This is a genomic window from Caulobacter sp. UNC358MFTsu5.1 (assembly GCF_000712075.1).
GTDB lineage: Bacteria > Pseudomonadota > Alphaproteobacteria > Caulobacterales > Caulobacteraceae > Caulobacter.
The window spans coordinates 118956-139346 of record NZ_JONW01000006.1; the positions used below are offsets into that span (position 1 = coordinate 118956).

The 20391-nt window shown below is 71.3% G+C and carries 23 protein-coding genes and 1 pseudogene; 20 read left to right on the top strand and 4 right to left on the bottom strand.

The genetic code is table 11. From position 1 onward, the window contains the following. Nucleotides 1-105: 105 nt before the first annotated feature. The 6 genes and pseudogenes from BR39_RS27430 to BR39_RS0109275 all read left to right on the top strand — a co-directional run. Nucleotides 106-285, top strand: a pseudogene (locus BR39_RS27430) (response regulator transcription factor); the annotation flags it as partial. Nucleotides 286-409: 124 nt separating this feature from the next. Continuing rightward, nucleotides 410-670, top strand: a complete 261-nt coding sequence (locus tag BR39_RS0109255) for a hypothetical protein (protein WP_029910343.1) — start codon at nt 410-412, stop codon at nt 668-670. A gap of 5 nt (nt 671-675) precedes the next feature. Further along, nucleotides 676-813 carry a hypothetical protein gene (locus tag BR39_RS26705; protein WP_197026697.1) on the top strand — a complete coding sequence of 46 codons (138 nt, stop codon included), beginning with the start codon at nt 676-678 and terminating at the stop codon, nt 811-813. 73 nt (nt 814-886) lie between these two features. After that, the gene (locus BR39_RS0109265; protein WP_029910346.1) at nt 887-1234 is read left to right on the top strand and encodes a hypothetical protein; all 348 of its coding nucleotides are present in this window, start codon (nt 887-889) and stop codon (nt 1232-1234) included. A gap of 62 nt (nt 1235-1296) precedes the next feature. After that, entirely contained in the window at nt 1297-1521 is a 225-nt protein-coding gene (locus BR39_RS0109270) for a hypothetical protein (protein ID WP_029910348.1), read from the top strand. A 72-nt stretch (nt 1522-1593) separates the two neighbouring features. After that, nucleotides 1594-2010, top strand: coding sequence for a hypothetical protein (locus BR39_RS0109275; RefSeq protein ID WP_029910351.1), 417 nt, complete (start codon nt 1594-1596; stop codon nt 2008-2010). A 4-nt stretch (nt 2011-2014) separates the two neighbouring features. Here BR39_RS0109275 and BR39_RS0109280 read toward each other — a convergent pair whose 3' ends face one another. Further along, nucleotides 2015-2653, bottom strand: a complete 639-nt coding sequence (locus BR39_RS0109280) for an NTP transferase domain-containing protein (protein WP_029910354.1) — start codon at nt 2651-2653, stop codon at nt 2015-2017. Nucleotides 2654-2682: 29 nt separating this feature from the next. On the opposite strand from BR39_RS0109280, the gene moaA reads away from it, so the two are divergent. The 5 genes from moaA (at nt 2683) to moaC (ending at nt 5525) form a co-directional block, all read left to right on the top strand. Continuing rightward, a complete protein-coding gene (moaA, locus tag BR39_RS0109285) occupies nt 2683-3717 on the top strand; it encodes a GTP 3',8-cyclase MoaA (protein ID WP_035018287.1) in 1035 nt (344 codons plus the stop codon). 2 nt (nt 3718-3719) lie between these two features. Continuing rightward, nucleotides 3720-3959: a MoaD/ThiS family protein gene (locus BR39_RS0109290; RefSeq protein WP_029910361.1), complete on the top strand. Its 240-nt coding sequence runs from the start codon at nt 3720-3722 to the stop codon at nt 3957-3959. Continuing rightward, nucleotides 3956-4411: a molybdenum cofactor biosynthesis protein MoaE gene (locus tag BR39_RS0109295; RefSeq protein WP_029910364.1), complete on the top strand. Its 456-nt coding sequence runs from the start codon at nt 3956-3958 to the stop codon at nt 4409-4411. The genes BR39_RS0109290 and BR39_RS0109295 overlap by 4 nt, the downstream gene beginning before the upstream one ends. 78 nt (nt 4412-4489) lie before the next feature. Next, on the top strand, nt 4490-5041 hold the full coding sequence (gene moaB, locus BR39_RS0109300) for a molybdenum cofactor biosynthesis protein B (RefSeq protein ID WP_029910367.1): 552 nt from the start codon (nt 4490-4492) through the stop codon (nt 5039-5041). A 13-nt stretch (nt 5042-5054) separates the two neighbouring features. Further along, nucleotides 5055-5525, top strand: a complete 471-nt coding sequence (moaC, locus tag BR39_RS0109305) for a cyclic pyranopterin monophosphate synthase MoaC (RefSeq protein WP_029910370.1) — start codon at nt 5055-5057, stop codon at nt 5523-5525. On the opposite strand, the gene BR39_RS0109310 is transcribed toward moaC, so the two are convergent. Together BR39_RS0109310 and BR39_RS0109315 are read right to left on the bottom strand one after the other, a co-directional pair. Then, on the bottom strand, nt 5522-5779 hold the full coding sequence (locus tag BR39_RS0109310; protein ID WP_051695351.1) for a hypothetical protein: 258 nt from the start codon (nt 5777-5779) through the stop codon (nt 5522-5524). The genes moaC and BR39_RS0109310 overlap by 4 nt on opposite strands. Beyond that, nucleotides 5779-6786: an XdhC family protein gene (locus BR39_RS0109315; RefSeq protein WP_051695355.1), complete on the bottom strand. Its 1008-nt coding sequence runs from the start codon at nt 6784-6786 to the stop codon at nt 5779-5781. The genes BR39_RS0109310 and BR39_RS0109315 overlap by 1 nt, the downstream gene beginning before the upstream one ends. Before the next feature lie 100 nt (nt 6787-6886). Between BR39_RS0109315 and BR39_RS0109320 the strand changes: the two genes are divergently transcribed. After that, a complete protein-coding gene (locus BR39_RS0109320; protein WP_029910379.1) occupies nt 6887-7762 on the top strand; it encodes a bifunctional regulator KidO in 876 nt (291 codons plus the stop codon). Nucleotides 7763-7827: 65 nt separating this feature from the next. Beyond that, nucleotides 7828-8532 carry a glycosyltransferase family protein gene (locus BR39_RS0109325; protein ID WP_029910383.1) on the top strand — a complete coding sequence of 235 codons (705 nt, stop codon included), beginning with the start codon at nt 7828-7830 and terminating at the stop codon, nt 8530-8532. A 36-nt stretch (nt 8533-8568) separates the two neighbouring features. Here the strand turns inward: BR39_RS0109325 and ald are convergent, their stop codons facing one another. Then, nucleotides 8569-9681, bottom strand: a complete 1113-nt coding sequence (gene ald, locus BR39_RS0109330) for an alanine dehydrogenase (protein WP_029910386.1) — start codon at nt 9679-9681, stop codon at nt 8569-8571. Nucleotides 9682-9801: 120 nt separating this feature from the next. Between ald and BR39_RS0109335 the strand changes: the two genes are divergently transcribed. The 7 genes from BR39_RS0109335 to BR39_RS0109365 all read left to right on the top strand — a co-directional run bounded on the left by BR39_RS0109335 (nt 9802) and on the right by BR39_RS0109365 (nt 20387). Continuing rightward, nucleotides 9802-10275, top strand: coding sequence for an Lrp/AsnC family transcriptional regulator (locus BR39_RS0109335; protein ID WP_029910389.1), 474 nt, complete (start codon nt 9802-9804; stop codon nt 10273-10275). 83 nt (nt 10276-10358) lie between these two features. After that, nucleotides 10359-11192 carry a carbonic anhydrase gene (locus BR39_RS0109340; protein ID WP_029910392.1) on the top strand — a complete coding sequence of 278 codons (834 nt, stop codon included), beginning with the start codon at nt 10359-10361 and terminating at the stop codon, nt 11190-11192. 79 nt (nt 11193-11271) lie between these two features. Then, nucleotides 11272-16317, top strand: coding sequence for an alpha-2-macroglobulin (locus BR39_RS0109345; RefSeq protein WP_029910395.1), 5046 nt, complete (start codon nt 11272-11274; stop codon nt 16315-16317). A gap of 153 nt (nt 16318-16470) precedes the next feature. Continuing rightward, nucleotides 16471-18519: a penicillin-binding protein 1C gene (gene pbpC / locus BR39_RS0109350; protein ID WP_029910398.1), complete on the top strand. Its 2049-nt coding sequence runs from the start codon at nt 16471-16473 to the stop codon at nt 18517-18519. 52 nt (nt 18520-18571) lie between these two features. After that, nucleotides 18572-18985 (top strand): MbcA/ParS/Xre antitoxin family protein, encoded by a 414-nt coding sequence (locus BR39_RS0109355; protein ID WP_029910401.1) that lies wholly within the window; start codon nt 18572-18574, stop codon nt 18983-18985. After that, a complete protein-coding gene (locus tag BR39_RS0109360; protein WP_035018288.1) occupies nt 18982-19710 on the top strand; it encodes an RES family NAD+ phosphorylase in 729 nt (242 codons plus the stop codon). The genes BR39_RS0109355 and BR39_RS0109360 overlap by 4 nt, the downstream gene beginning before the upstream one ends. Before the next feature lie 47 nt (nt 19711-19757). Continuing rightward, complete coding sequence (locus BR39_RS0109365) at nt 19758-20387, top strand: hypothetical protein (RefSeq protein ID WP_029910403.1); 630 nt, start codon at nt 19758-19760, stop codon at nt 20385-20387. Nucleotides 20388-20391: the final 4 nt, after the last annotated feature.

A 20391-nucleotide genomic window follows, 5' to 3' on the forward strand; every position in this document is an offset into this window, starting at 1 on the left:
TCGGCTTAGCGAAATTCGATGCGGTTTTGATGGGACGCGCCCCGTTGAAGCGCGTTCAGTCAAGTCTTGCTGGACGTAAGGCGAGCCGCGAACCATTTTAGCGGCATGGTGGACTCCGGCGACAACCTGGGCTTCGAGCGTCTGACTCCTCGCGAGCGGGAGATCCTGCGGCTTATCGCCCAGCATCGACAGTCCAAGGAAATCGCCCGCCTGCTGCGGCTCTCGCCCAAGACCGTCGAGATGCACGTGCTCAGCGCACGGCGCCGGCTGGCCGGACTGAACCGCCGCGACGCCGCCCTGGCCTTCGTGGCCTGGGAAACCGACCCCGGTAATGACTACCGTAAGCAATCGGCCGAGCTAGCCACGGCCCAGTCAGAGGTCTTTTCTCGCTTCAACAGCGAGAGCAGCCATGACGAAATCTTCGACCAACACTCCCAACCCGGCCTCGGCCTTCTTCATCGCGAGCTGGCAGTCCCTGGAGGAAGGCCTGACCCTGATGGCGGGTACGCCGGAACGCGGCCGGCTGGTGGCGGAAACGGTTTCGGCGCTGCGCAAGGCGCAGGCGGCGGGCGATCCCCCGGGCAAGCTGCTCCTGAGGGTCCTGGCCGCGACGGCCTTCCTGGCGGACGACACGCCGCTCCGTATGGAAGGAGCTGGCGCGATGACCTGACCCCCTTGCAGTGGCTGGGTCTGATCCTCGCGGTCGCCACCCTGGGCGGTATCCTGCTCGGGACGGTCACGATGGGGGCCCACGAATTCCTCTACGCCCTTCAGCGGTTCCGCGAGGGCTGGAGCCCGCCTCCGGCGCACTGACGCCGACCTTTCCAACAACATTTCATCGACTTGAACGTGCGGGGGGGACCCGTGCGACCGGGAGAGTCATGCCATGAAACGAACCGAAGCCGCCCGTGCCGGCGCTGAAAAGCTGATGCGCGCCGAGGCCGCGATCGACGCCGCCCTGCGCGAAACCGCCGAGCTGATGGGCCTGCTGCCCATGCTGCGGCTCGAGACCAAGCTGTCGGCCGTTCTGGGTCAGGAAGCCGTCGCCAACCTGGGCGAAACCCTGGCGCACATCGTTTCCGCCCGCCGGACGATCATCGAGACCCACAGCGCCCTGGCCACCGTGCGCAGCCAGATCGGTTGCGGCGCCATGGCCGGCGGCGACCTGCCCAAGGGTCCGGAAGAACCGCGCACGAGCGGCCTGCACGCCGTTCCCGGCGGCCTGGCCGCCTGATCCGATTTCACCTCGTCCGTGCACGGCGCGAGCCGCGCCCGACCCATGAAAGATGACGTGCAATGAGCACCGCCCAGACCGTTCAGCAGCCGCAGGACTCGACGGCCGACGAGCTGAAGGAATTCCGCCAGCACCTGCGCACCCTCGGGCCCGTCCAGCGCCGGATCCTGTCCGTGCTGATGCCCCAGCTGGTCGCCCTCGACGAAGCCGGCGACACCGACGGCGCGCTGAGCATCATCGAGGAGGTCAAGACCATCCTGTGGGAAGGCCGTCGTACGCGGCACTGACCATAGGTTGCTGTTCTCCGAACCACGCTTGCGGCATGGTGGCGCTCGAACTTGGTTTCGAGCGCCACGGCCGTGCAGATTCACGCTGTCATTTCCCTGATCCTGGCCATCCTGGTCTGCGGACTGGCGATGTGGCGCGGCGATCGCAGCGCCCGTTGGATCGGCACGGCCTTCCTCGCCGACTGGCTGGGCTCCCTGCTGGTCTATCGCCCCCACGTCCAGAGCGCCGACTACGGCGTGCTGATGATCGACATCGTGACGCTGGCGGCGTTCGTCTGGATCTCGATGCGGACCCGGCGCCTCTGGACGATCGTCGCCTCGGCCTTCATGGCGATCATCGTGGCCTCGCACGTGGCGGTGATGATCGACCTGCGGGTGACCATCAACACGCTGAAGGCCAGCATGGCGATCTGGAGCTACGGGGTCCTGGCGTGCATCGCGTTCGGGACCTGGGCCGGCTGGCGCCGGCAAGGCCACGCCCCCTCCTGAGCGGTCACCGGTCGCGGGCCAGGTCCTCGGGACGGTCGACATCGAACAGCACGCCGTCGTCCGGGCCGTCGACCAGCGCCAGGCGCCCGCCCAGCGCGGCCAGCACCTCCCGCGCGCCGACATCGCCCTCCAGGCGCCGCAGGGCGGGATAGCAGGCCCTTCCGAACAGCACGGGATGTCCGCGCCGCCCCGCGAAGCAAGGCGCCACGGCGTCGACGCCCGGGCGCAGCGCCCGCGCCAGGTCGCGCGCCAGGCCTGGCGGAACACACGGCATGTCGCCCAGGAACACGAAGACGCCGTCCGAGTCCGGAGGCAGGGCGGCGATGGCCGTTCGCAACGAGGCGCCCATGCCTTCGGCGGCGTCGACCGCCACGACGATGTCGAGATCGTCCGGCCGGCCCAGCCGCGCGGCATGGCCGGCGGCCGCCTCGGCCAGGTCCGCGTCGCCGTCGGTGACCAGCAGCACGCGCCGGGCGGGGGCCGCGAAGGCCGCGTCCAGGGCGCCGGCGATCAGCGGCCGGCCCTCGAACGGGGCCAGCAGCTTGCGCCCTCCCGAAGACCCGGCGCCGTGCCCAGCGAAGCGGCGCCCGGCCCCCGCCGCCAGGACCACGGCGTCGCACCGCGCGCTTTTCCTTTCCGCCATCACGTCCCACGCCTATCTTACGGACCGACATGACGCCCTACGACGCCAGCCCCGCGCAAGCGGTCATCCGATCCCCGCGCCTTATCGACGGTTTCGGCCGCGCGGTGACCTATCTGCGCGTCTCGGTCACCGACCGCTGCGACCTGCGCTGCACCTATTGCATGGCCGAGCATATGACCTTCCTGCCGAAGGCGGAGGTCCTGTCGCTGGAGGAGCTGGACCGCCTGGCCTCGGCCTTCGTGGGCCTGGGCGCGCGCAAGCTGCGCCTGACCGGCGGCGAGCCGCTGGTGCGCAAGGGGATCATGACCCTGGTCGAGCGGCTGTCGCGGCATCTGCGCTCGGGCGACCTGGACGAGCTGACCCTGACCACCAACGGCACCCAGCTGGCCGCCCATGCCGCCGACCTGGCCCGTCTGGGCGTGCGGCGGATCAACGTCTCGCTCGACACCCTCAAGCCCGACCTCTTCCGCAAGCTCACGCGGGGCGGCGACCTGGCCAAGGTGCTGGCCGGGATCGACGCGGCCCTGGCCGCCGGCCTGCGGGTCAAGATCAACGCCGTGGCCCTGCGGCACGACAACGCCCAGGAGCTGCCGGCCCTGATCCAATGGGCCCACGGCCTGGGCGCCGACATGACCCTGATCGAGACCATGCCGCTGGGCGAGGTCGAGGTGGACCGCACCGACCAGTACCTGTCGCTGAGGGACGTGCGCCGCGACCTGGCCTCGTTCTGGACACTGACGGACCTGGCCTACGCCACCGGCGGGCCGGCCCGCTACGTCCGGGTCGAGGAGACCGGCGGGCGGCTGGGCTTCATCACCCCGCTCAGCCACAATTTCTGCGAGGCCTGCAATCGGGTCCGCCTGACCTGCACCGGCACCCTGCACACCTGCCTGGGCCGCGACGACGCCAGCGACCTGCGGGCGGTGCTCCGCGGCGGGGCCGACGAGGCCGGCCTGGAGCGGGCGATCTTCGCCGCGATCGGCGCCAAGCCCCAGGGCCACGACTTCCACATCGACGCCGCGCGCCCGGCCGTGGCGCGCCACATGTCGACGACGGGGGGCTGACCGTGGCCCGGGTGCTGCTGTTCGGACGCCTGGCCGACCAGGCCGGCTGGCGCGAGCGCTCCGTCGAGGCCGGATCGCTGGCGTCGCTGCGCCAGGCCCTGGCCGCCGCCGACCCGGACCTGGCCGAGGCCCTCGGCGGTCCCGGCGTGCAGGTGGCGATCGACAAGGCCATCGTCCGGGGCGAGGCGACCCTGGCCGCCGCGACCGAGGTGGCCTTCCTGCCGCCGATGAGCGGCGGATGACCGCCTTCCCCTCCATCAGCCTGACCGCCCATTCGTTCGAGCCTGGGGTCTTGTTGACGAACTTCTGCGCCGGCCGCGACGAGACCGGGGCGGTGGCCAGCTTCGTCGGCCTGGCGCGGGCCGAGCACGGACGGGCGACGGTCCTGGAGCTGGAGGCCTATCCCGGCTTCACCGACGCGGCGATCGCCCGGTTCGCCGAGGAGGCCAAGGCGCGGTTCGACCTGCACGACTACCGCATCGTCCACCGCATCGGCCGCATCGCGCCGGGCGAGGCCATCGTCTTCGTGGCCACGGCGGCGGGTCATCGCCGCGCGGCCTTCGAAGCCTGCGACTTTCTGATGGACTGGCTCAAGAGCCGCGCGCCGTTCTGGAAGAAGGAGCACGGCCCGGACGGCGACCGCTGGATCGAGCCGACGGCTCAGGATAGGACCGACGCCGAGCGTTGGGACTAGCAAGCGTTTTCGAGCGAAGTGGACGCCGGTTCGCGTGAAGAAAACGCGCAAGACCAAAGCGGGATTTGGGAGAACGGAATGTCGGCAGGTCTCACCCCGGGCGGCGGTATCAAGCCGGAGCTTCCGTTCAAGCCGGTGCGGGTGGCGATCCTGACCGTGTCGGACACCCGCGACGAGTCCAACGACACCTCCGGCCAGCTGCTGATCGATCGGGTGAAGGACGCGGGCCATGACTTCGCCGGGCGGGCGGTGGTCCGCGACGACATCGACAAGATCCGCCGGACGGTGCGCGACTGGATCGCGAGCGGCCAGGTCGACGCCGTCGTCACCACCGGCGGCACCGGCCTGACCGGCCGCGACGTCACGGTCGAGGCCCTGGAGCCGCTGTTCGACAAGAAGATCGACGGCTTCTCGGTGGTGTTCCACCTGGTCAGCTACGCCTCGGTGGGCCTGTCCACCCTGCAGAGCCGCGCCACGGCCGGCCTGATCGACGGCGTGTTCGTCTTCTGCCTGCCGGGCAGCAACGGGGCGGTGAAGGACGGCTGGGACAAGGTCATCTCGGCCCAGCTCGACAGCCGCCACAAGCCCTGCAACATGGTCGAACTGATGCCCCGACTCCTGGAACAATAGAGCTGCTGGAACAGTGACCCGCCTGACCCACATCGACGACCAGGGCCGCGCCCGCATGGTCGACGTCTCGGACAAGGCCGAGACCGTCCGCGAGGCGATCGCCGTCGGCTTCGTGCGGATGCGCCCCTCGACCCTGGAGCTGGCCATTTCCGGAACCGGCCAGAAGGGCGACGTGCGCGCCGTGGCCGAGATCGCCGGGGTGATGGCGGCCAAGCAAACATCAAACCTCATCCCGCTTTGCCATCCCCTGGCCCTCAGCAAGGTCGAGGTCTCGGTCGAGCCGGCCGAGGGCGGGCTGGCGGTGATGGCTAGGGTCAAGCTGAAGGGCCAGACCGGCGTGGAGATGGAGGCCCTGACCGCCGTCTCGGTGGCCTGCCTGACGATCTACGACATGCTCAAAGCGGCCGAGAAAGGCATGGTCATCGAGGCCGTGCGCCTGGTCGAGAAGACCGGCGGCAAGTCGGGCGACTGGCGGGCCGACTAGGGTTCGAGACAGGCCCGCGCCATCGCCACCAGCCGGTCGGCGCCGTCCGCGCCCGTGACGTCGATGCGCTCGAAGTCGTCGCCCTCCAGGCGGATGTCGGCGAACAGCCCCTTGGGGTCCTCGTGGAAATGCAGGAAGGCCCGGGACTTGCGGTAGAAGGTCCCGCGCTGCTTCTCGACCAGGCCGGGCAGGGCGCGGATCTGGGCGATCAGCGGCTCCAGCCGATCCAGCGCCTGGGGACCCGCGTGCTTCATCAGGACCGCCGCGCCAGGGCCGGTTGCCCATGCCGCGTGGCCATGATCTCGCCGATCACCGCCACGGCCACCTCGAACGGGGCCTTGCCGCCCAGGTCCAGGCCGATGGGGGCGCGCAGCTTGGCCAGGTCGCGCTCGGCCACGCCCGCCGCGCGCAGGCGATCCAGCCGCTCGCCCAGCCGCCGCCGCGCGCCCAGCAGGCCGACATAGGGCGCGGCCGAGGGCAGGGCGGCCAGTAGGGCCTGGTGGTCCACCACCTCGTCGTGGCCGCAGATCGCCACGGCCGTCCAGGCGTCCAGGCCGACGGCCGCCACGGCGCTGGCGACGTCGTCACGGCGATAGGCCACGCCGGGCAGGGGCGGCGGGGCGAGCGGACCCTTGGGCCGCACCAGGGTGGTCTGGAAGCCCGACTGCGCGCCCAGGCCCGCGACGGCCAGGGCGGTGGGGTCGCCGCCGAACACCACCAGCCGGGGCGGCGGATCGAACCGGCGGGAGAAGGCCTCGGGCCAGGCCTCGACCTCGCCGGCCGCGGGCGCGCAAACCCGCCGCTCGCCGTCGGTGATCCAGACGGCCGGAAGCCGGGCCTGCGCCAGGACCAGCAGGTCGCGGGCCGCCGGGTCGTCCGGGGTGATTCGCTCGACCAGGATCTCGATCCGCGCCCCGCACAGCAGGCGGATGTCGGGCCAGGGGCTGCCCTCGCCATAGACCAGGCGCCGAGGACGGCCGTCGGCGATGCAGGCCCGGGCGTGCGCCTCGACGTCGGCCTCGATGCAGCCGCCCGACAGGAAGCCGGCTCGGCTGTCGACGCCGAACACCATCTGCGTGCCGACCGGCCGCGGCCCGCCGTCTCCGAGATCGATGATGGTCGCCAGGGCCGCCGGACCCCGCGCCAGGGCGTCCGCCAGGGCCGGCCGCATGTCGTCCGCCAAGCCGTGCAGCGGCCAGTCAGACGGCGCGGCGGAGGGCGCGGAAGACACGTCGGCGGCGGCGTGATCGGGCAGGTCCATTGCCAAGCATGTTAACGCCTCGGCAAGTTTCCAGAAACGCCTTCTTCAAACCTTGGGGCGTACGCTGACCGACATTGGTGTTCAGTCCGCACGGATTTCCATGTCGCTTTCCGTTTCCAAGCTCGGTCTCGCCGCCGCCCAGTTCGGACTGGACGGCATGAGCGCGTCGCCGCGCGCCCGATCGCCGGAAACCGAAGCTCGCGACATCCTCAGCATCGCCGCCCGCGCCCGCCTGTCGGTGCTGGACGTGTCGGGCAACTACGGCCGCGCCGAGCAGGTGCTGGGCGACCTGATCCCGCGTCCCGTGCCGTTCCGCGTCACCCTGTCGGCCGCCCGCGCCGATCGCGGTCCCGATTTCGTCGAGGCCGAGGTCCGCGCCTCGCTGCGCCGTCTGGCCCTCGAGCGCGCCGACGCCGTCATCGTCTCCTCGCCGTCGGAACTGTTCGGCCCGCACGGCGCGGCCGTCTGGGACCGCTTGGCCCGCCTGCGCGACCAGGGCCTGTTCGCCAAGATCGGCGTCGCCGCCCACGCCAGCGACGATCCGGTGGGCGTCGCCCGCCGCTTCAAGCCCGACATCCTGCAGGCGCCCGCCTCGCTGCTGGACCAGCGCCTGCTGGCCGACGGCTCGCTGCAGCGCATCGCCGGCATGGGCGTCGAGGTGCAGCTGCGCTCGATCTTCCTGAACGGCCTGCTGTTCCTGCCGCCCGACCGCGTCCCCGCCCAGCTGAAGGGGGCCTCGGGCCGCCTGTCGAAGGTGCGCCGGATGATCGCCGAGGGCCGTTCCGATCCGCTGCAGGCGGCGCTGGGCTTCGCCCTGTCGCGCGTCGAAGCCAGCGCCGTCCTCGTGGGCGTCACCTCGGCCGCCGAACTGTCGGCCGTGGTCGCCGCCGCCTCCAGCCCGCCGCCCGACCTCGACTGGGACGACATGGCCATCGACGATCCGGTGGCCCTGGACCCGCGACGTTGGGTCGCCTGACGACCGGGCGAATCGAAGCTCAGCCTCAAGAAATGAGCTGAGACATAAAGAGGGAGCCGAACGCCATGATCCTCGCCGTCGTCCAGGCCCGCATGGGCTCCAAGCGCCTGCCCGGCAAGGCCGTCGCCACCCTCCAGGGTCAACCGATGATCCTGCGCCAGCTCGAGCGGCTTCGCGCCGCCCGCCGCCTGAACAAGATCATCGTCGCCACCAGCAGCGACGCCGCCGACGACGGCCTGGCCGGCCTGGTGGTGTCGCGCGGCTACGCCGTGCATCGCGGCTCGGGCAGCGACATCCTGGACCGCATCGCCCGCTGCGCCGAGGCCGCCGGCCCGGTCAGCCACATCGTCCGCATCAAGGGCGACGCGCCGTTCGTCGATCCGGCGGTGGTGGACGAGGCCGTCCGCCTGGCCCAGGTCAGCGGCGCGGCCTACACCTCCAACCGCGTGGAGCGCACCTATCCGGCCGGCCTCGAGGTCGAGGTTGTCACCGTCGAGGCCCTGCGCATCGCCGCCGCCGAGGCCCGCGATCCCCTGGCCATGATCTCGCCGACCGCCGCCATCCGCGAACGGCCGGACCGCTTCCGCCAGGCGCACCTGAAGACCCACCGCGACTGGTCGCACTACGACTGGCGGGTGAAGACCCCGGCCGACCTGGCCTTCGCGCGCTCGATCTACGACGCGCTCTATGCGGCCGACCCGGGCTTCTCGATGCACGACGTGCTGGACCTGGTGGAGAGCCACCAGGACCTGGGCCGGTTCGCGGCCTAAAGAAAAACCCTCTCCCAGGGGGAGAGGGTTTGTTGCCTACTTCCAAGCCCCGTACGGATCGACCGACGTCTTGCCCAGCGCCTCGGCCACGGCCGGGTGGGTCAGCTGGCCGTTCAGCACGTTCAGCCCCCGGGCCAGGTGGACGTTGGTCTTCAGCGCGTCCAGGCCGTGGTCGGCCAGGGCCAGGCCGAAGGGCAGGGTAGCGTTGCCCAGGGCTTCCGACGAGGTGCGCGGGGCGGCGCCGGGCATGTTGGCCACGCAGTAGTGGACGACGCCGTCGACCGTGTAGGTCGGCTCGGCGTGGGTGGTCGGATGGCTGGTCTCGAAGCAGCCGCCCTGGTCGATCGACACGTCGACCAGCACCGAACCCGGCTTCATCTTGGCCAGGTGCTCGCGCTTGACCAGCTTGGGCGCGGCGGCCCCGGCGGTCAGCACCGCGCCGATGATCACGTCGGCCTTGAGGATCTCCTCCTCCACGGCGGCGATGGTCGAATAGCGGGTCAGGATGCGGCCCTGATAGAGGTCGTCCAGTTCGCGCATACGCGGGATCGAGCGTTCCAGCACCACCACCTCGGCGCCCAGGCCGGCGGCCATGCGCGCGGCGTTGGAGCCGACCACGCCGCCGCCCAGCACGGCCACCCGGGCCGGGGGCACGCCGGGCACGCCGCAGAGCAGCAGGCCCATGCCGCCGTTGTGCTTGAGCAGGGTCTCGGCGGCCGAGAACACGGCGATGCGGCCGGCGACTTCCGACATCGGAGCCAGCAGCGGCAGGCCGCCCTTGGCGTCGGTCACAGTCTCGTAGGCGACGGCCGCGCAGCCCGAGGCCAGCAGGCCCTCGGTCTGGGCCGGATCGGGCGCCAGGTGGAGGTAGGTGAAGAGGATGTGGCGGGGGGTCAGGCGCTCCCACTCGACCTTCTGGGGTTCCTTGACCTTGATGATCAGTTCGGCGCCCGCGAACACCGCGTCGGCGTCGGGCGCGATGGTCGCGCCGGCCTTGACGTACAGGTCGTCGCCGTAGCCGGCCCCGAGGCCCGCGCCGGTCTGGACCAGCACCGAGTGGCCGTGACCCACATACTCGCGCACGGCGGTGGGGGTGAGGCCGACCCGGTGTTCGCCCGGTTTGATCTCGGAAGGCACTCCAACGCGCATGTTTGTCTCCTCCAAAAGACGTTTGTCGCTGGTTTACGCCTGAGCCAACGCAGGTTCCGGGGGGATTTCGTGCGACGAGAACCGTGATATGCAGGAATCCATCGCCAAGGAGCCTTTGCGTTGAAGAAACCTGCGGCAAACCTCGACGCCTTCGATCGCAAGCTGCTGAACCTGCTCCAGCGGAAGGGCCGGGCCAGCTATGTGGAAATGGCCGAGGCGGTGAATCTTTCCGAGTCCGCCTGCCTGCGCCGGGTGAAGGCGCTGGAGGAGGCGGGCGTGATCGGCCGCTACGCCGCGGTGATCGACGAGCGGGCCGTGGGCCTGCCGCTCAGCGTCTTCGTCACGGTCACCCTGTCGTCCCAGGCCGAGGCGACGCTCAGCGCCTTCGAGAAGGCGATCTCGCACGTGCGCGAAGTGGCCGAATGCTACCTGATGACCGGCGGCTCGGACTATCTGCTGCGGCTGGTGGTGTCCGACGTCGACGACCTGGAACGGGTGCACGCCCGGGAGCTGACGCGCATCCCCGGCGTCGTGCGGGTCAGCTCGTCGATCGCCATGCGCACCGTGGTCAAACGTGTCGAATTGCCGCTCTGAGGCCGACCCAGCGTTGCGTCGTGGTTAACCCTTTCCTGCCAGGAATGGGATCGACCTAACCGCTTTGCTCGTCGGGGGATGAGATGGTTTCGAGACGTCTGCTGCTGGGCGCCCTGGGCGTCGGCCTGGCCGCGCCCGCCCTGGCCTGGGCCGAGGGCGACAATCCCGTGGCCACGCCCTCGGTGCTGAGCCGCAAGGGTCGCCGCACGCGCCGCGCCCTGAAGACGCAAGCCACGGACAAGGCCGAGCTCGACAAGGCCCTGGCCCAGGTCAAGCCGCTGGAGGACCCCAACGCCGTCGAACCGGCCGAGGTCCATCCGCCCGCCGTCAGCCCCGACGAGGCCCTGGGCCGTCTCAAGCAGGGGAACGCCATCTTCTCGCGCGGCGGCGCCAGCATCGCCCTGCCGACCACCGCCCGGATCGCCGAACTGGCCCAGGGCCAGCGGCCGTTCGCGGTGATCGTCGGCTGCAGCGACAGCCGCACCGGCCCCGAGCTGATCTTCGACTGCAATCTGGGCGAACTGTTCGTGGTCCGCGTGGCCGGCTCGACGGTCAGCCAGGAGGGCCTGGGCTCGATCGTCTACGCCGTCGAGCACCTGGGCGCGCCGCTGGTGGTGGTGCTGGGCCACACCAAGTGCGGCGCCGTGGGCGCGGCGGTGGACGTGGTGACCAAGCACGCCGACCTGCACGGCGCCCTGCTGAACATGGTGCTGCCGATCCTGCCCGCGGTGACCGAGGCCCAGGACAAGCATCCGGCCGACCTGCAGGACGCCGCCATCCGCCAGAACGTCCGCGACGTCGCCGCCCGCCTGAAGGTGGCCGACGGGACCCTGGCCGAGAAGCTGTCCGAGGGCCGCCTGAAGATCGTCTCGGCCACCTACGACCTGGCCACCGGCGTGGTGGCGTTCGACGCATAACTTGTTCGGCCGATCCCGTTGACCCCTTGCCCGGCTTAGGTTCAAGTCTCCCGACACGCTAAAGTTGGGGAGATCTGGGATGTCGACGGACGAGACTCCGCCCGAAGGCGGTCGCGGCGCCTCCTCTTCCTGGTCCGATCGTTGGGAAGCCCTCAAGAACAGGATCCCGCCCCAGCTGAAATCCCCGCTCGTCGCCGTGGGCGCGGCGGCCCTGGTCGTCGGTTTCGGCGGCGGCTTCGCCGTGGGCAAGGTCGCCGACCTCGGCTGGTTCGGCCACAAGTCGGCGGTCACCGCCGAGGCGCCCAAGGGCCAGGCCTGGTCGCTGTTCGGCAAGCCGCGCGACAAGAACGCCCCGCGTCGCGGGATCCCCAAGCCCGAGGGCTTCGCCGTCTGGCAGAGCCGCATCGACAGTTCCGGCGCCGAGCCGATGGCCTGCGTGCGGATGAGCAAGCCGCTGGACCCGTCCAAGGCCTATGCCGACTTCGTGCTGATCTCGCCCGACCTGGGCCGCCAGCCGGCCGTGCGGGTCAAGGACGACGAGCTTTGCATCGGCGGTGTCGGCTTCACCGACCATCGCGTCACCCTGCTCAAGGGCCTGCCCGGCAAGGGCGGCGAGACCCTGGCCGCCAACGCCGACGTAGATTTCACGTTTGGTGAAAAGCCTCCGTATGTCGGCTTCGCGGGCGACGGCGTGATCCTGCCGCGCGAGGAATCCGACGGCGTGGCCCTGGAGACGATGAACGTCTCCAAGCTGGCCATCGAGGTCTGGCGCGTGTCGGACCGCAACCTGGTGCGCAAGTCGATCAGCGCCCCCGACCCGACCGGCGAGGGCGACTGGAACAGCGACTACGGCGACGACAGCCCCAACGACGAGGGCCGCCAGGTCTGGAAGGGCGTGATCAATGTCGACGGCGCGGCCGGCCAAAAGGCCACGACCGTCTTCCCGCTGGGCGCGGTGCTCAAGGAGATGAAGCCCGGCGGCTATGTGATCAAGGCGCGCGACGCCTCGGGCGGCCGCGATCCGGACGGCGAGGGCGACCCGTCGCCGGCCCAGGCCCGCCGCTGGATCATGTTCACCGACATGGCCCTGATCGGCTACGACGGCGCCGAATCCCTGGACGTGGTGGTCCGCTCGCTGAAGACCGCCAAGACGGTGTCGGGCGTGCGCGTGGCCCTGGTGGCCAAGGACGGCGAGGACCTGGCCGTGGCCAAGACCGACGCCGACGGCCGCGCCCGCTTCGCCCACGCCCTGCTCGAAGGCGACGGCGCGGCGCGGGCCAAGATGGTCATGGCCTATGGCGACCAGGGCGACCTGGCGGTGCTGGACTTGGACCGTTCGCCCGTCGACCTGTCCAAGCAGGGCGTCGGCGGCCGCACCGAGTCCGACGGCGGCCGGGCGCTCTCCACCGACATCGACGGCTATCTCTACGCCGACCGCGGCATCTATCGCCCGGGCGAGACCGTGCACCTGACGGCCATGGTCCGCGATCGCCTCGCCAAGGCGGTCAACGACCGCAAAGGCTACATTCTCGTGAAGCGCCCGTCGGGCGTGGAGTTCAAGCGCTATCCGTTCAGCCGCGCCGACGCCGGCGCTGTGCTGGCCGACATCGCCCTGCCGAGAAGCGCGCCGCGCGGCCGGTGGTCGGCGGTGCTGAAGATGGAAGGCAGCGACGCCGAGGCCGGTTCGCTGAGCTTCAGCGTCGAGGACTTCGCGCCGCAGCGCCTGGCGGTCACCGCCACGGGCCAGGAGTCCGTGCCGGTCGCGGCCGGCCAGGAGCGCAAGATCGACGTCTCGGCCCGGTTCCTCTACGGCGCGCCGGGGGCGGGTCTACAGACCCAGGGCGAGGCGCGGCTGCGGCTCGATAGCGACCCCTTCCCGCAATACAAGGACTTCGAGTGGGGCGACGACCTGACGCCCTTCGACGAGAAGTTCATCGAGCTGGGCACCACCGTCACCGACGGCGACGGCCACGCGATCCTCAACCTCGGCACCACCGAAGCCGGCGACACCGCCCAGCCGCTGGTGGCGGCGGTGACCGCCTCCGTGTTCGAGCCCGGCGGCCGTCCGGTCCGCGAAGGGCTGGAGCTGAAGGTGCGCGGCAAGCCCGTCTACTACGGCGTCAAGGTCGAGCAGGGCGACGCCGGGCGCGGCGATCCGCCGGTCAGCCTGGAGATGATCGCGGTCAACGCCGCCGGAGCCCGCATCGCCTCGACGGCGACCTACACCCTGATCAGCGAGAACTGGAACTACGACTGGTTCCAGCAGGACGGCCGCTGGCAGTGGCGGCGCACCAGCCGCGACGCGGTGGTGGCCAAGGCCACGGTCAATATCGGGGCCGGGGCGCCCGCGCGCTTCAACCGCCGCCTGGGCTGGGGCGATTACCGCCTGGTGGTCGAGGGGCCGGACGGCGCCAAGACGGTGACCAAGTTCTCGTCGGGCTGGGGTTCGCCGGCCAAGGAGGGCGAGGCGCCCGACTTCGTCCGCGTCAGCGCCGGGACCAAGGCCTACGCCCAGGGCGACACGGTGGAGATCACCCTGAAGTCGCCCTACGCCGGCCAGGCCCAGGTCGCCGTCGCGACGGATCGCCTGATCGATTTCAAGACCCTCAGCGTTGGCGAGAACGGCACGACCGTGCGTCTGAAGACCTCGGCCGCCTGGGGCGGCGGGGCCTATGTGATGGTCACCGTGATCCAGCCGCGCGACCCGGTCAGCTCGCCCAAGCCCAAGCGGGCCCTGGGCCTGATCTATGTCCCGCTGGACCCCAAGGGCCGCAAGCTGACGGTCGACATCGGCACGCCGGTGAAGCTGGACTCCAAGGCCCCGGTCGACGTGCCGATCAAGGTCAACGGCCTGGGCTTCGGCCAGAAGGCCAAGGTGACGATCGCGGCGGTGGACGAGGGCATCCTGCGCCTGACCCGCCAGGACAGCCCCGACCCGGCCAAGTGGTACTTCGGCAAGCGGGCCCTGACCCTGAACTATCGCGACGACTACGGCCGCCTGCTGGACCCGAACATGGGCGCCCCGGCCAACGTCAATTTCGGCGCCGACGAGCTGGGCGGCGAGGGGCTGACGGTGACGCCGATCAAGACCGTGGCCCTGTGGTCGGGCGTGGTCGAGACCGGCCTGGACGGCAAGGCGGTGGTCAAGCTGCCGGCGGCCGACTTCAACGGCGAGCTGCGGATCATGGCCGTGGCCTGGACCGACAGCGCCGTCGGCTCGGGCTCGAAAGCCATGACCGTGCGCCAGCCGGTGGTGGCCGACCTGAACCTGCCGCGCTTCCTGGCCCCCGGCGACAAGCCGATGGCGACGCTGGAGCTGCATAACGTGGAGGGCAAGGCCGGGGCCTATACGGTCGAGGCCAACGCCACCAACGGCATCGCCGTGGCCTTCCGGAAGGTGATCACCCTGGTCCTGGGCCAGCGGATCGCCGAGAAGATCCCGTTCCTGGCGCCCAACGTCACCGGCATCGGCAAGGTCGGTTTCAAGGTGGCCGGACCCGGCTTCCAGACGGCCAAGGACTATCCGATCCAGACCCGCCTGGGCTGGGGCGACGTGGTGCGCACCACCACCGAGCTGCAGCAGCCGGGCATGAGCTACACGCCCGACGCCCAGCTGCTGTCGGGCCTGGCGGCCGGCGACATCACCCTGCAGGTCAGCTACTCGCCGTTCCGGGGCTTCGACCCGTCGGCGATCGCGGTGGCCCTGCAGCGCTACCCGTACGGCTGCACCGAGCAGATGGTCTCGACCGCCTATCCGCTGCTGTACGCCCAGAGCCTGTCCAGCGACCCCAAGCTCAAGCGGAACCCGGAGATCCTGTCGGCGGCGGTGGGCAAGCTGCTGGACCGCCAGACCCTGGACGGGGCCTTCGGCCTGTGGCGGGTGGGCGACGGCGAGGCCGACGCCTGGCTGGGCGCCTACGCCACCGACTTCCTGGTCGAGGCCAAGGCCCAGGGGATCGCCGTGCCGGACGAGGCGATGGACAAGGCGCTGAACGCCATGCGCCAGATCAGCCGTCCCGACGGCTGGAGCTCGGTCTCCTACCGGCTGGAATATCCCGAATGGTGGGGCCGCACGCCCGACGACTCCAAGAAGGCCACCGAGCGCATGCGCCGGCGCGCCTCGGCCTACGCCCTCTATGTGATGGCCAAGGCCGGCCGCGGCGACCTGGCGCGGCTGCGCTGGTGGCACGACGTGCAGATGAAGGACGAGGACCAGCCCCTGGCCAAGGCCCAGGTGGCGGCCGGCCTGGCCCTGATGGGCGACCAGGCCCGGGCCCGCTCGGCCATGCGCCAGGCGGTCAAGTCGCTGGGCTGGCGCGACGACAGCGACTGGTACCAGAGCCCCCTGCGCGACGTGGCCGCGGTGACCGCCCTGGCGGTCCAGGCCGGCCAGGGCGACATCGCCCGCCAGCTGCAGGGCCGCCTGGAGAACGTGGTCCGGGACCCCGACGCCCTGAACACCCAGGAGCAGGCGGCGGTGCTGTCGGCGGCCTACCAGCTGCTGAAGGCGGCCGGTCCGATCGCCATCGACGCCCAAGGCGCCACCGCGCTGCCTCCGGCCGGCGGCGCGCCGCGCTGGGCGGTGGGCAAGCTGTCCGACGCGCACTTCACCAACAAGGGCAAGGGCGCGCTGTGGCGGACGGTCAGCGTGCGCGGCACGCCGGTCGCCGCCCCCGGTGCGGCGGCCAACGGCCTGTCGGTGTCCAAGCGGCTGTTCTCGATGAGCGGCGGCGCGATCGATCCCAGCCAGATCCACCAGGGCGACCGGGTGATCGTGCTGGTCACCGGCCGGTCGATGCAGGCCCGCTCGACCGCCCTGGTGGTCGACGACGCCCTGCCGGCCGGCTTCGAGATCGAGACCACCCTGGGCGCCGACGACGCCCAGAACGGGCCGTTCAAGTTCCTGGGCGAACTGACCAACCCCGACGTCCAGGAAAGCCGCGACGACCGCTACATCGCCGCGCTGGACCTGGGCGGCGAGAAGCCGTTCGCCATGGCCTATGTGGCGCGGGCGGTGACGCCGGGCGAGTTCTTCCTGCCCGGGGCCGTGGCCAAGGACATGTACCGGCCCAGCCTGAACGCGCGGTCGGAGGCCGGGCGGATCATCGTGGCGCCGGGAGGATAAGGGATTGATACTTGCCCCCACCTGACGGCTTCGCCGTCTGTCCGCCCCCGTAGGGGGCGGAGGCCGAAAGCATCGCGCGCTTCTTCCCCCTATGGGGGAAGACGACCGCGAAGCGGTCCGTAGGGGGCAAGTGTTCGCCGCGATGTATTTCCGATGATCACCATCCCCCGCCTCACCCGCGTCCTGGTCGCCTTCATGGCGCTCCAGGTCGTGCTGTTCGCCCTGGGCGCGGCCTTCCCGCCGGACATGGCCCGCGCCCGGCGCTCGTCGCCCGTGGTGCTGGACCATCGCGGCGCCTGGCTGCGGGCCCTGCCGGTCGAGGACGGGCGCTGGCGGGTGCGGGCGGATCTCCAGCGCACCGACCCGACCTTTCAAAAGCGCCTGATCGCCGTCGAGGACGCCCGGTTCCGCCGGCACCTGGGCGTCGATCCCCTGGCCCTGGTCCGGGCGATCGGCTCGGCGGTGGTCCACGGCCACGCCACCTCGGGGGCCTCGACCCTGACCATGCAGACCGCCCGACTGCTTGAGCCCCGGCCGCGCAACCTCCCCTCCAAGCTGATCGAGATGGTGCGCGCCGCCCAGCTGGAGGCCCGGCTGACCAAGGACGAGACCCTGGCCCTCTACCTGACCCTGGCGCCCTACGGCGGCAATCTGGAGGGGGTGCGGGCGGCCAGCCTGGCCTATTTCGGCCATGAGCCGACCAGCCTGACCGACGGCGAGCAGGCCCTGCTGATCGCTTTGCCGCAGTCGCCCGAGGCGCGCCGCCCCGACCGTCATCCCGAGGCCGCCCGGGCGGCCCGCCGCGCGGTGCTGGACAAGATGGTTCGCGCCCACGTCCTGACCGACGCCGCCGCCGCCGAGGCCGACGCCGAACCCCTGCCCAGGCGCGCGCCGTTCCCGGCCCTGGCCTGGCACGCGGCGGGCGAGCTGGCCCTGGCGGCGCCCCCCGGCCAGCCCAGCGTGGTCTCGACGATCGACGCCGACCTGCAGACCCGGCTGGAGCCGATGGCCGCCGCCGTCGCCGCCGCCCAGGGACCGGACGTCACCGCCGCCATCCTGGTGGTCCAGATCAAGGGCCGCGCCGTGCGGGCCCTGGTCGGCTCGGCGGGGCGCGAGCGGCCCGGCGGCTGGATCGACCTGACCCGCGCCGTGCGCTCGCCGGGTTCGGCCCTGAAGCCCTTCATCTACGCCTTCGCCTTCGACGACGGGGCCCTGGCGCCGGACACCCAGATCGACGACGCCGCCACCCGCTTCGCCGATTACCAGCCCGAGAACTTCGACCACGTCTTCCACGACAAGGTCACGGCCCGCGAGGCCCTGGCCTATTCGCTGAACGTGCCGGCCGTGGCCACCCTGGAGAAGATCGGCCCCGACGCCTTCGCCGCCCGGCTGGAGAGCGGGGGCGTGAAGCTGGTGCGGCCCAAGACGGCGATCAAGGCTTCGGGTTTGGCCCTGGCCCTGGGCGGGGCGGGGATCACGCCGCGCGACATGGCCGTGCTCTACGCCGCCCTCGGCGACGGCGGAGCGGCCAAGCCCCTGGCCTTCACCGAGGCCGAGGCCAAGGCGCGCGAGCGCATGGGCGGGACCCGCATCGTCCGGCCCGAGGCCGCCGCCCAGGTGCTGGACATCTTGCGCGAGGCCCCGGCCCCGCGCGGCCGGGCGCCCTCGGCCCTGACCCGGGGCGGACCGGCCATGGCCTTCAAGACCGGCACCTCGTACGGCTTTCGCGACGCCGTGGCGGCGGGGGTGGTCGGCGGCTACGCGATCATCGTCTGGACGGGTCGGGCCGACGGCGGGGCGCGCGGCGGCCTGACCGGCCGCGACGCGGCCTTGCCCCTGCTGTTCGACGTCGCCGACGTGCTCGACGCCCCGACGATCGCGCCCCGGCCCATCGCCCCCAAGGCCGCGCCGGGCGCCCTGCAGCGCCTGCGGCAGGCGTCCGAAGGCCCCCGCCTGATCTTCCCGCCCGACGGGGCGACCGTGCAGGTCGACAGCGTCGGCGCCGGCTCGCGCGGCCTGGTCATGGCGGCGGGCGGCGAGGACCTGACCTGGTACGTGGCCGGCGCGCCTCTGTCGGCCGACCCCGTCAGCGGCAAGGTGATCTGGCGTCCGTCCGCGCCGGGCTTCTACCGGCTGAAGGTGGTGGACGGGGAGGGCCGCGCGGCCTCGGCGCGGGTGCGGATCAAGGCGCCGACCGGCTGAAAGTTGCCATTTGGCAGCTTATTTGCTATATTCTGCCAAAGAGGTAATCCCGATGTCCCTCGTCACCCTGGTCGACACCGAACCCAAGGCCTTCGCGCCCGAGCCGATCTCGGACGCCGAGGGCGCCGCCATGTTCCGCACTGCGGTCAACCTGCTGAAGCTGTGGGGCGTGACCGACGACGAGGCCGCCGTGCTGCTGGACCAGCCGGTGCGCACCTATCGCCGCTGGAAGGCCGGCGAGATCGGGCGGATCAACCGCGACGGCAAGGCCCGGCTTTCGAACCTGATGGGCGTCCACAAGGCCTTGCGGCTGATCTTCCAGGAGCCCCAGCGCGGCTACGCCTGGATCAAGGCCCCCAACGCCGCGTTCGGCGGTCGCTCGGCCCTGCAGGTGATGCTGGGCGGCGAGTTGACCGACCTGATGCGGGTGCGCCGCTATCTGGACGCCGAGCGCGGAGCCTGGTGATCGATCCGCAGGCCATCCCGCGCGCGCCGGTGTCCTGGCGCGGGGCGGTCCGCATCATCCGCAGCGCCTGGCCGCCGATCGACCTGTTCGAGGACATCGCCGATCCCGCCGACTGGCCGCTGCTGATCGCCGCCGAGCAGAAGACCAATCCGCGTCTGATGGAGACGATCGGCAATCTCGACCTCGTGCCCCAGGACCGCTGGGTGGCGGGCGCGGGGGCCAGCTACCTGATGGCGCCGTTCACCCATGTCAGCCCCGACCGGCCCAGCCGGTTCAGCGCCGGGGCGTACGGGGTGCTGTACGTCGCCGACCGCTTCGAGGTCGCCCTGTCGGAGACGATCCACCACCACGGGCTGTTCATGGCCGCCACGGCCCAGGCGCCGGGCTGGACCTCGCAGTTCCGCGAGATCGTGCTGGACGTGCGCGGCGCGCTGCATGACCTGCGCGGCGGGGATCCGGCCTTCGCCCCGGCGCTCGATCCGGACGTCTACGGACCCGGCCAGGCCCTGGGCGCGAGCCTGCGCGCCGCCGGCTCCGAGGGGGTGGTCTATCCGAGCCAGCGCCATCCGGGCGGCCAGTGCGTGGGCCTGTTCCATCCGGACCTGGCCGCGAACCCCGTGCAAGGCCGCCACCTGGACTACCACTGGGATGGCGTCCGCGTGGACCTGATCCGCGAGCCGGCGACGGGGAAGGTGTTCCGGGTGGAGACGGCGAGCGGCCACTGACGAACACAACCCTTGCGGTTTCGGCCCGGGCGCGTAGTGTAATTTACATGCGTAATCAAATCTACCGCTCCATCGTCGCCGCCACGCTGGGTCTCGGCGTCTTCCTGGCCGGCGCCGCCCGGGCGGGCACGGTCGAGACACGCACCCCCTTCGGCAGGATCGAGATGGTCGAGGAGGTGCGCAGGCGCGATCCGGGCGAGCCGCCGATCATGCATGTGGCGACAGAATGGACGAGGCTGCACCTGCGCTGGCGCTCGCTGGACGGCGTGGTCGCCCTCGACGTTGTGGACGACGGGTGGAGGATCAAGGCCAATATCGAGGTGAGGATCGGACAGGCGTCCTGTCTGTCGAGCGCCGACTACCTGCAATACAGCGGGGTGGCGGGCGAATACGACATCGCAGGCGAGGTCCGCGCCCTGATCGCGAGGCTTCCCACGAGCGGATGCGCCTTCTTCTCCCGCGAGGCCTCGGCGGGTTACGTCCGGACGCTGGCGGACGGCGTCCATGACTTCGCCGTCGCCGAGGACGGTCTCCGGGCGCGGGCGGGCGACCTCTTCAAACGGCCCCCGACCCGCTGCCTGGCGCCGCTACCGTCGCCGCGTCCGAAGAAGGGCCAGCCGGAGATCTTCATGGCCCTCGACCCCTTCGAACTCCCGCCTTGCCGGAAGGTGGGCTGACCGC

Coding starts and splice junctions, on each gene's coding strand:
- BR39_RS0109255 (WP_029910343.1), top strand. CDS start 410: ATGACGAAATCTTCGACCAACACTCCCAACCCGGCCTCGGCCTTCTTC.
- BR39_RS0109265 (WP_029910346.1), top strand. CDS start 887: ATGAAACGAACCGAAGCCGCCCGTGCCGGCGCTGAAAAGCTGATGCGC.
- BR39_RS0109270 (WP_029910348.1), top strand. CDS start 1,297: ATGAGCACCGCCCAGACCGTTCAGCAGCCGCAGGACTCGACGGCCGAC.
- BR39_RS0109280 (WP_029910354.1), bottom strand. CDS start 2,653: ATGGCGGAAAGGAAAAGCGCGCGGTGCGACGCCGTGGTCCTGGCGGCG.
- moaA (WP_035018287.1), top strand. CDS start 2,683: ATGACGCCCTACGACGCCAGCCCCGCGCAAGCGGTCATCCGATCCCCG.
- BR39_RS0109295 (WP_029910364.1), top strand. CDS start 3,956: ATGACCGCCTTCCCCTCCATCAGCCTGACCGCCCATTCGTTCGAGCCT.
- moaB (WP_029910367.1), top strand. CDS start 4,490: ATGTCGGCAGGTCTCACCCCGGGCGGCGGTATCAAGCCGGAGCTTCCG.
- BR39_RS0109310 (WP_051695351.1), bottom strand. CDS start 5,779: ATGAAGCACGCGGGTCCCCAGGCGCTGGATCGGCTGGAGCCGCTGATC.
- BR39_RS0109315 (WP_051695355.1), bottom strand. CDS start 6,786: ATGGACCTGCCCGATCACGCCGCCGCCGACGTGTCTTCCGCGCCCTCC.
- BR39_RS0109320 (WP_029910379.1), top strand. CDS start 6,887: ATGTCGCTTTCCGTTTCCAAGCTCGGTCTCGCCGCCGCCCAGTTCGGA.
- BR39_RS0109325 (WP_029910383.1), top strand. CDS start 7,828: ATGATCCTCGCCGTCGTCCAGGCCCGCATGGGCTCCAAGCGCCTGCCC.
- ald (WP_029910386.1), bottom strand. CDS start 9,681: ATGCGCGTTGGAGTGCCTTCCGAGATCAAACCGGGCGAACACCGGGTC.
- BR39_RS0109340 (WP_029910392.1), top strand. CDS start 10,359: ATGGTTTCGAGACGTCTGCTGCTGGGCGCCCTGGGCGTCGGCCTGGCC.
- BR39_RS0109345 (WP_029910395.1), top strand. CDS start 11,272: ATGTCGACGGACGAGACTCCGCCCGAAGGCGGTCGCGGCGCCTCCTCT.
- pbpC (WP_029910398.1), top strand. CDS start 16,471: ATGATCACCATCCCCCGCCTCACCCGCGTCCTGGTCGCCTTCATGGCG.
- BR39_RS0109355 (WP_029910401.1), top strand. CDS start 18,572: ATGTCCCTCGTCACCCTGGTCGACACCGAACCCAAGGCCTTCGCGCCC.
- BR39_RS0109365 (WP_029910403.1), top strand. CDS start 19,758: ATGCGTAATCAAATCTACCGCTCCATCGTCGCCGCCACGCTGGGTCTC.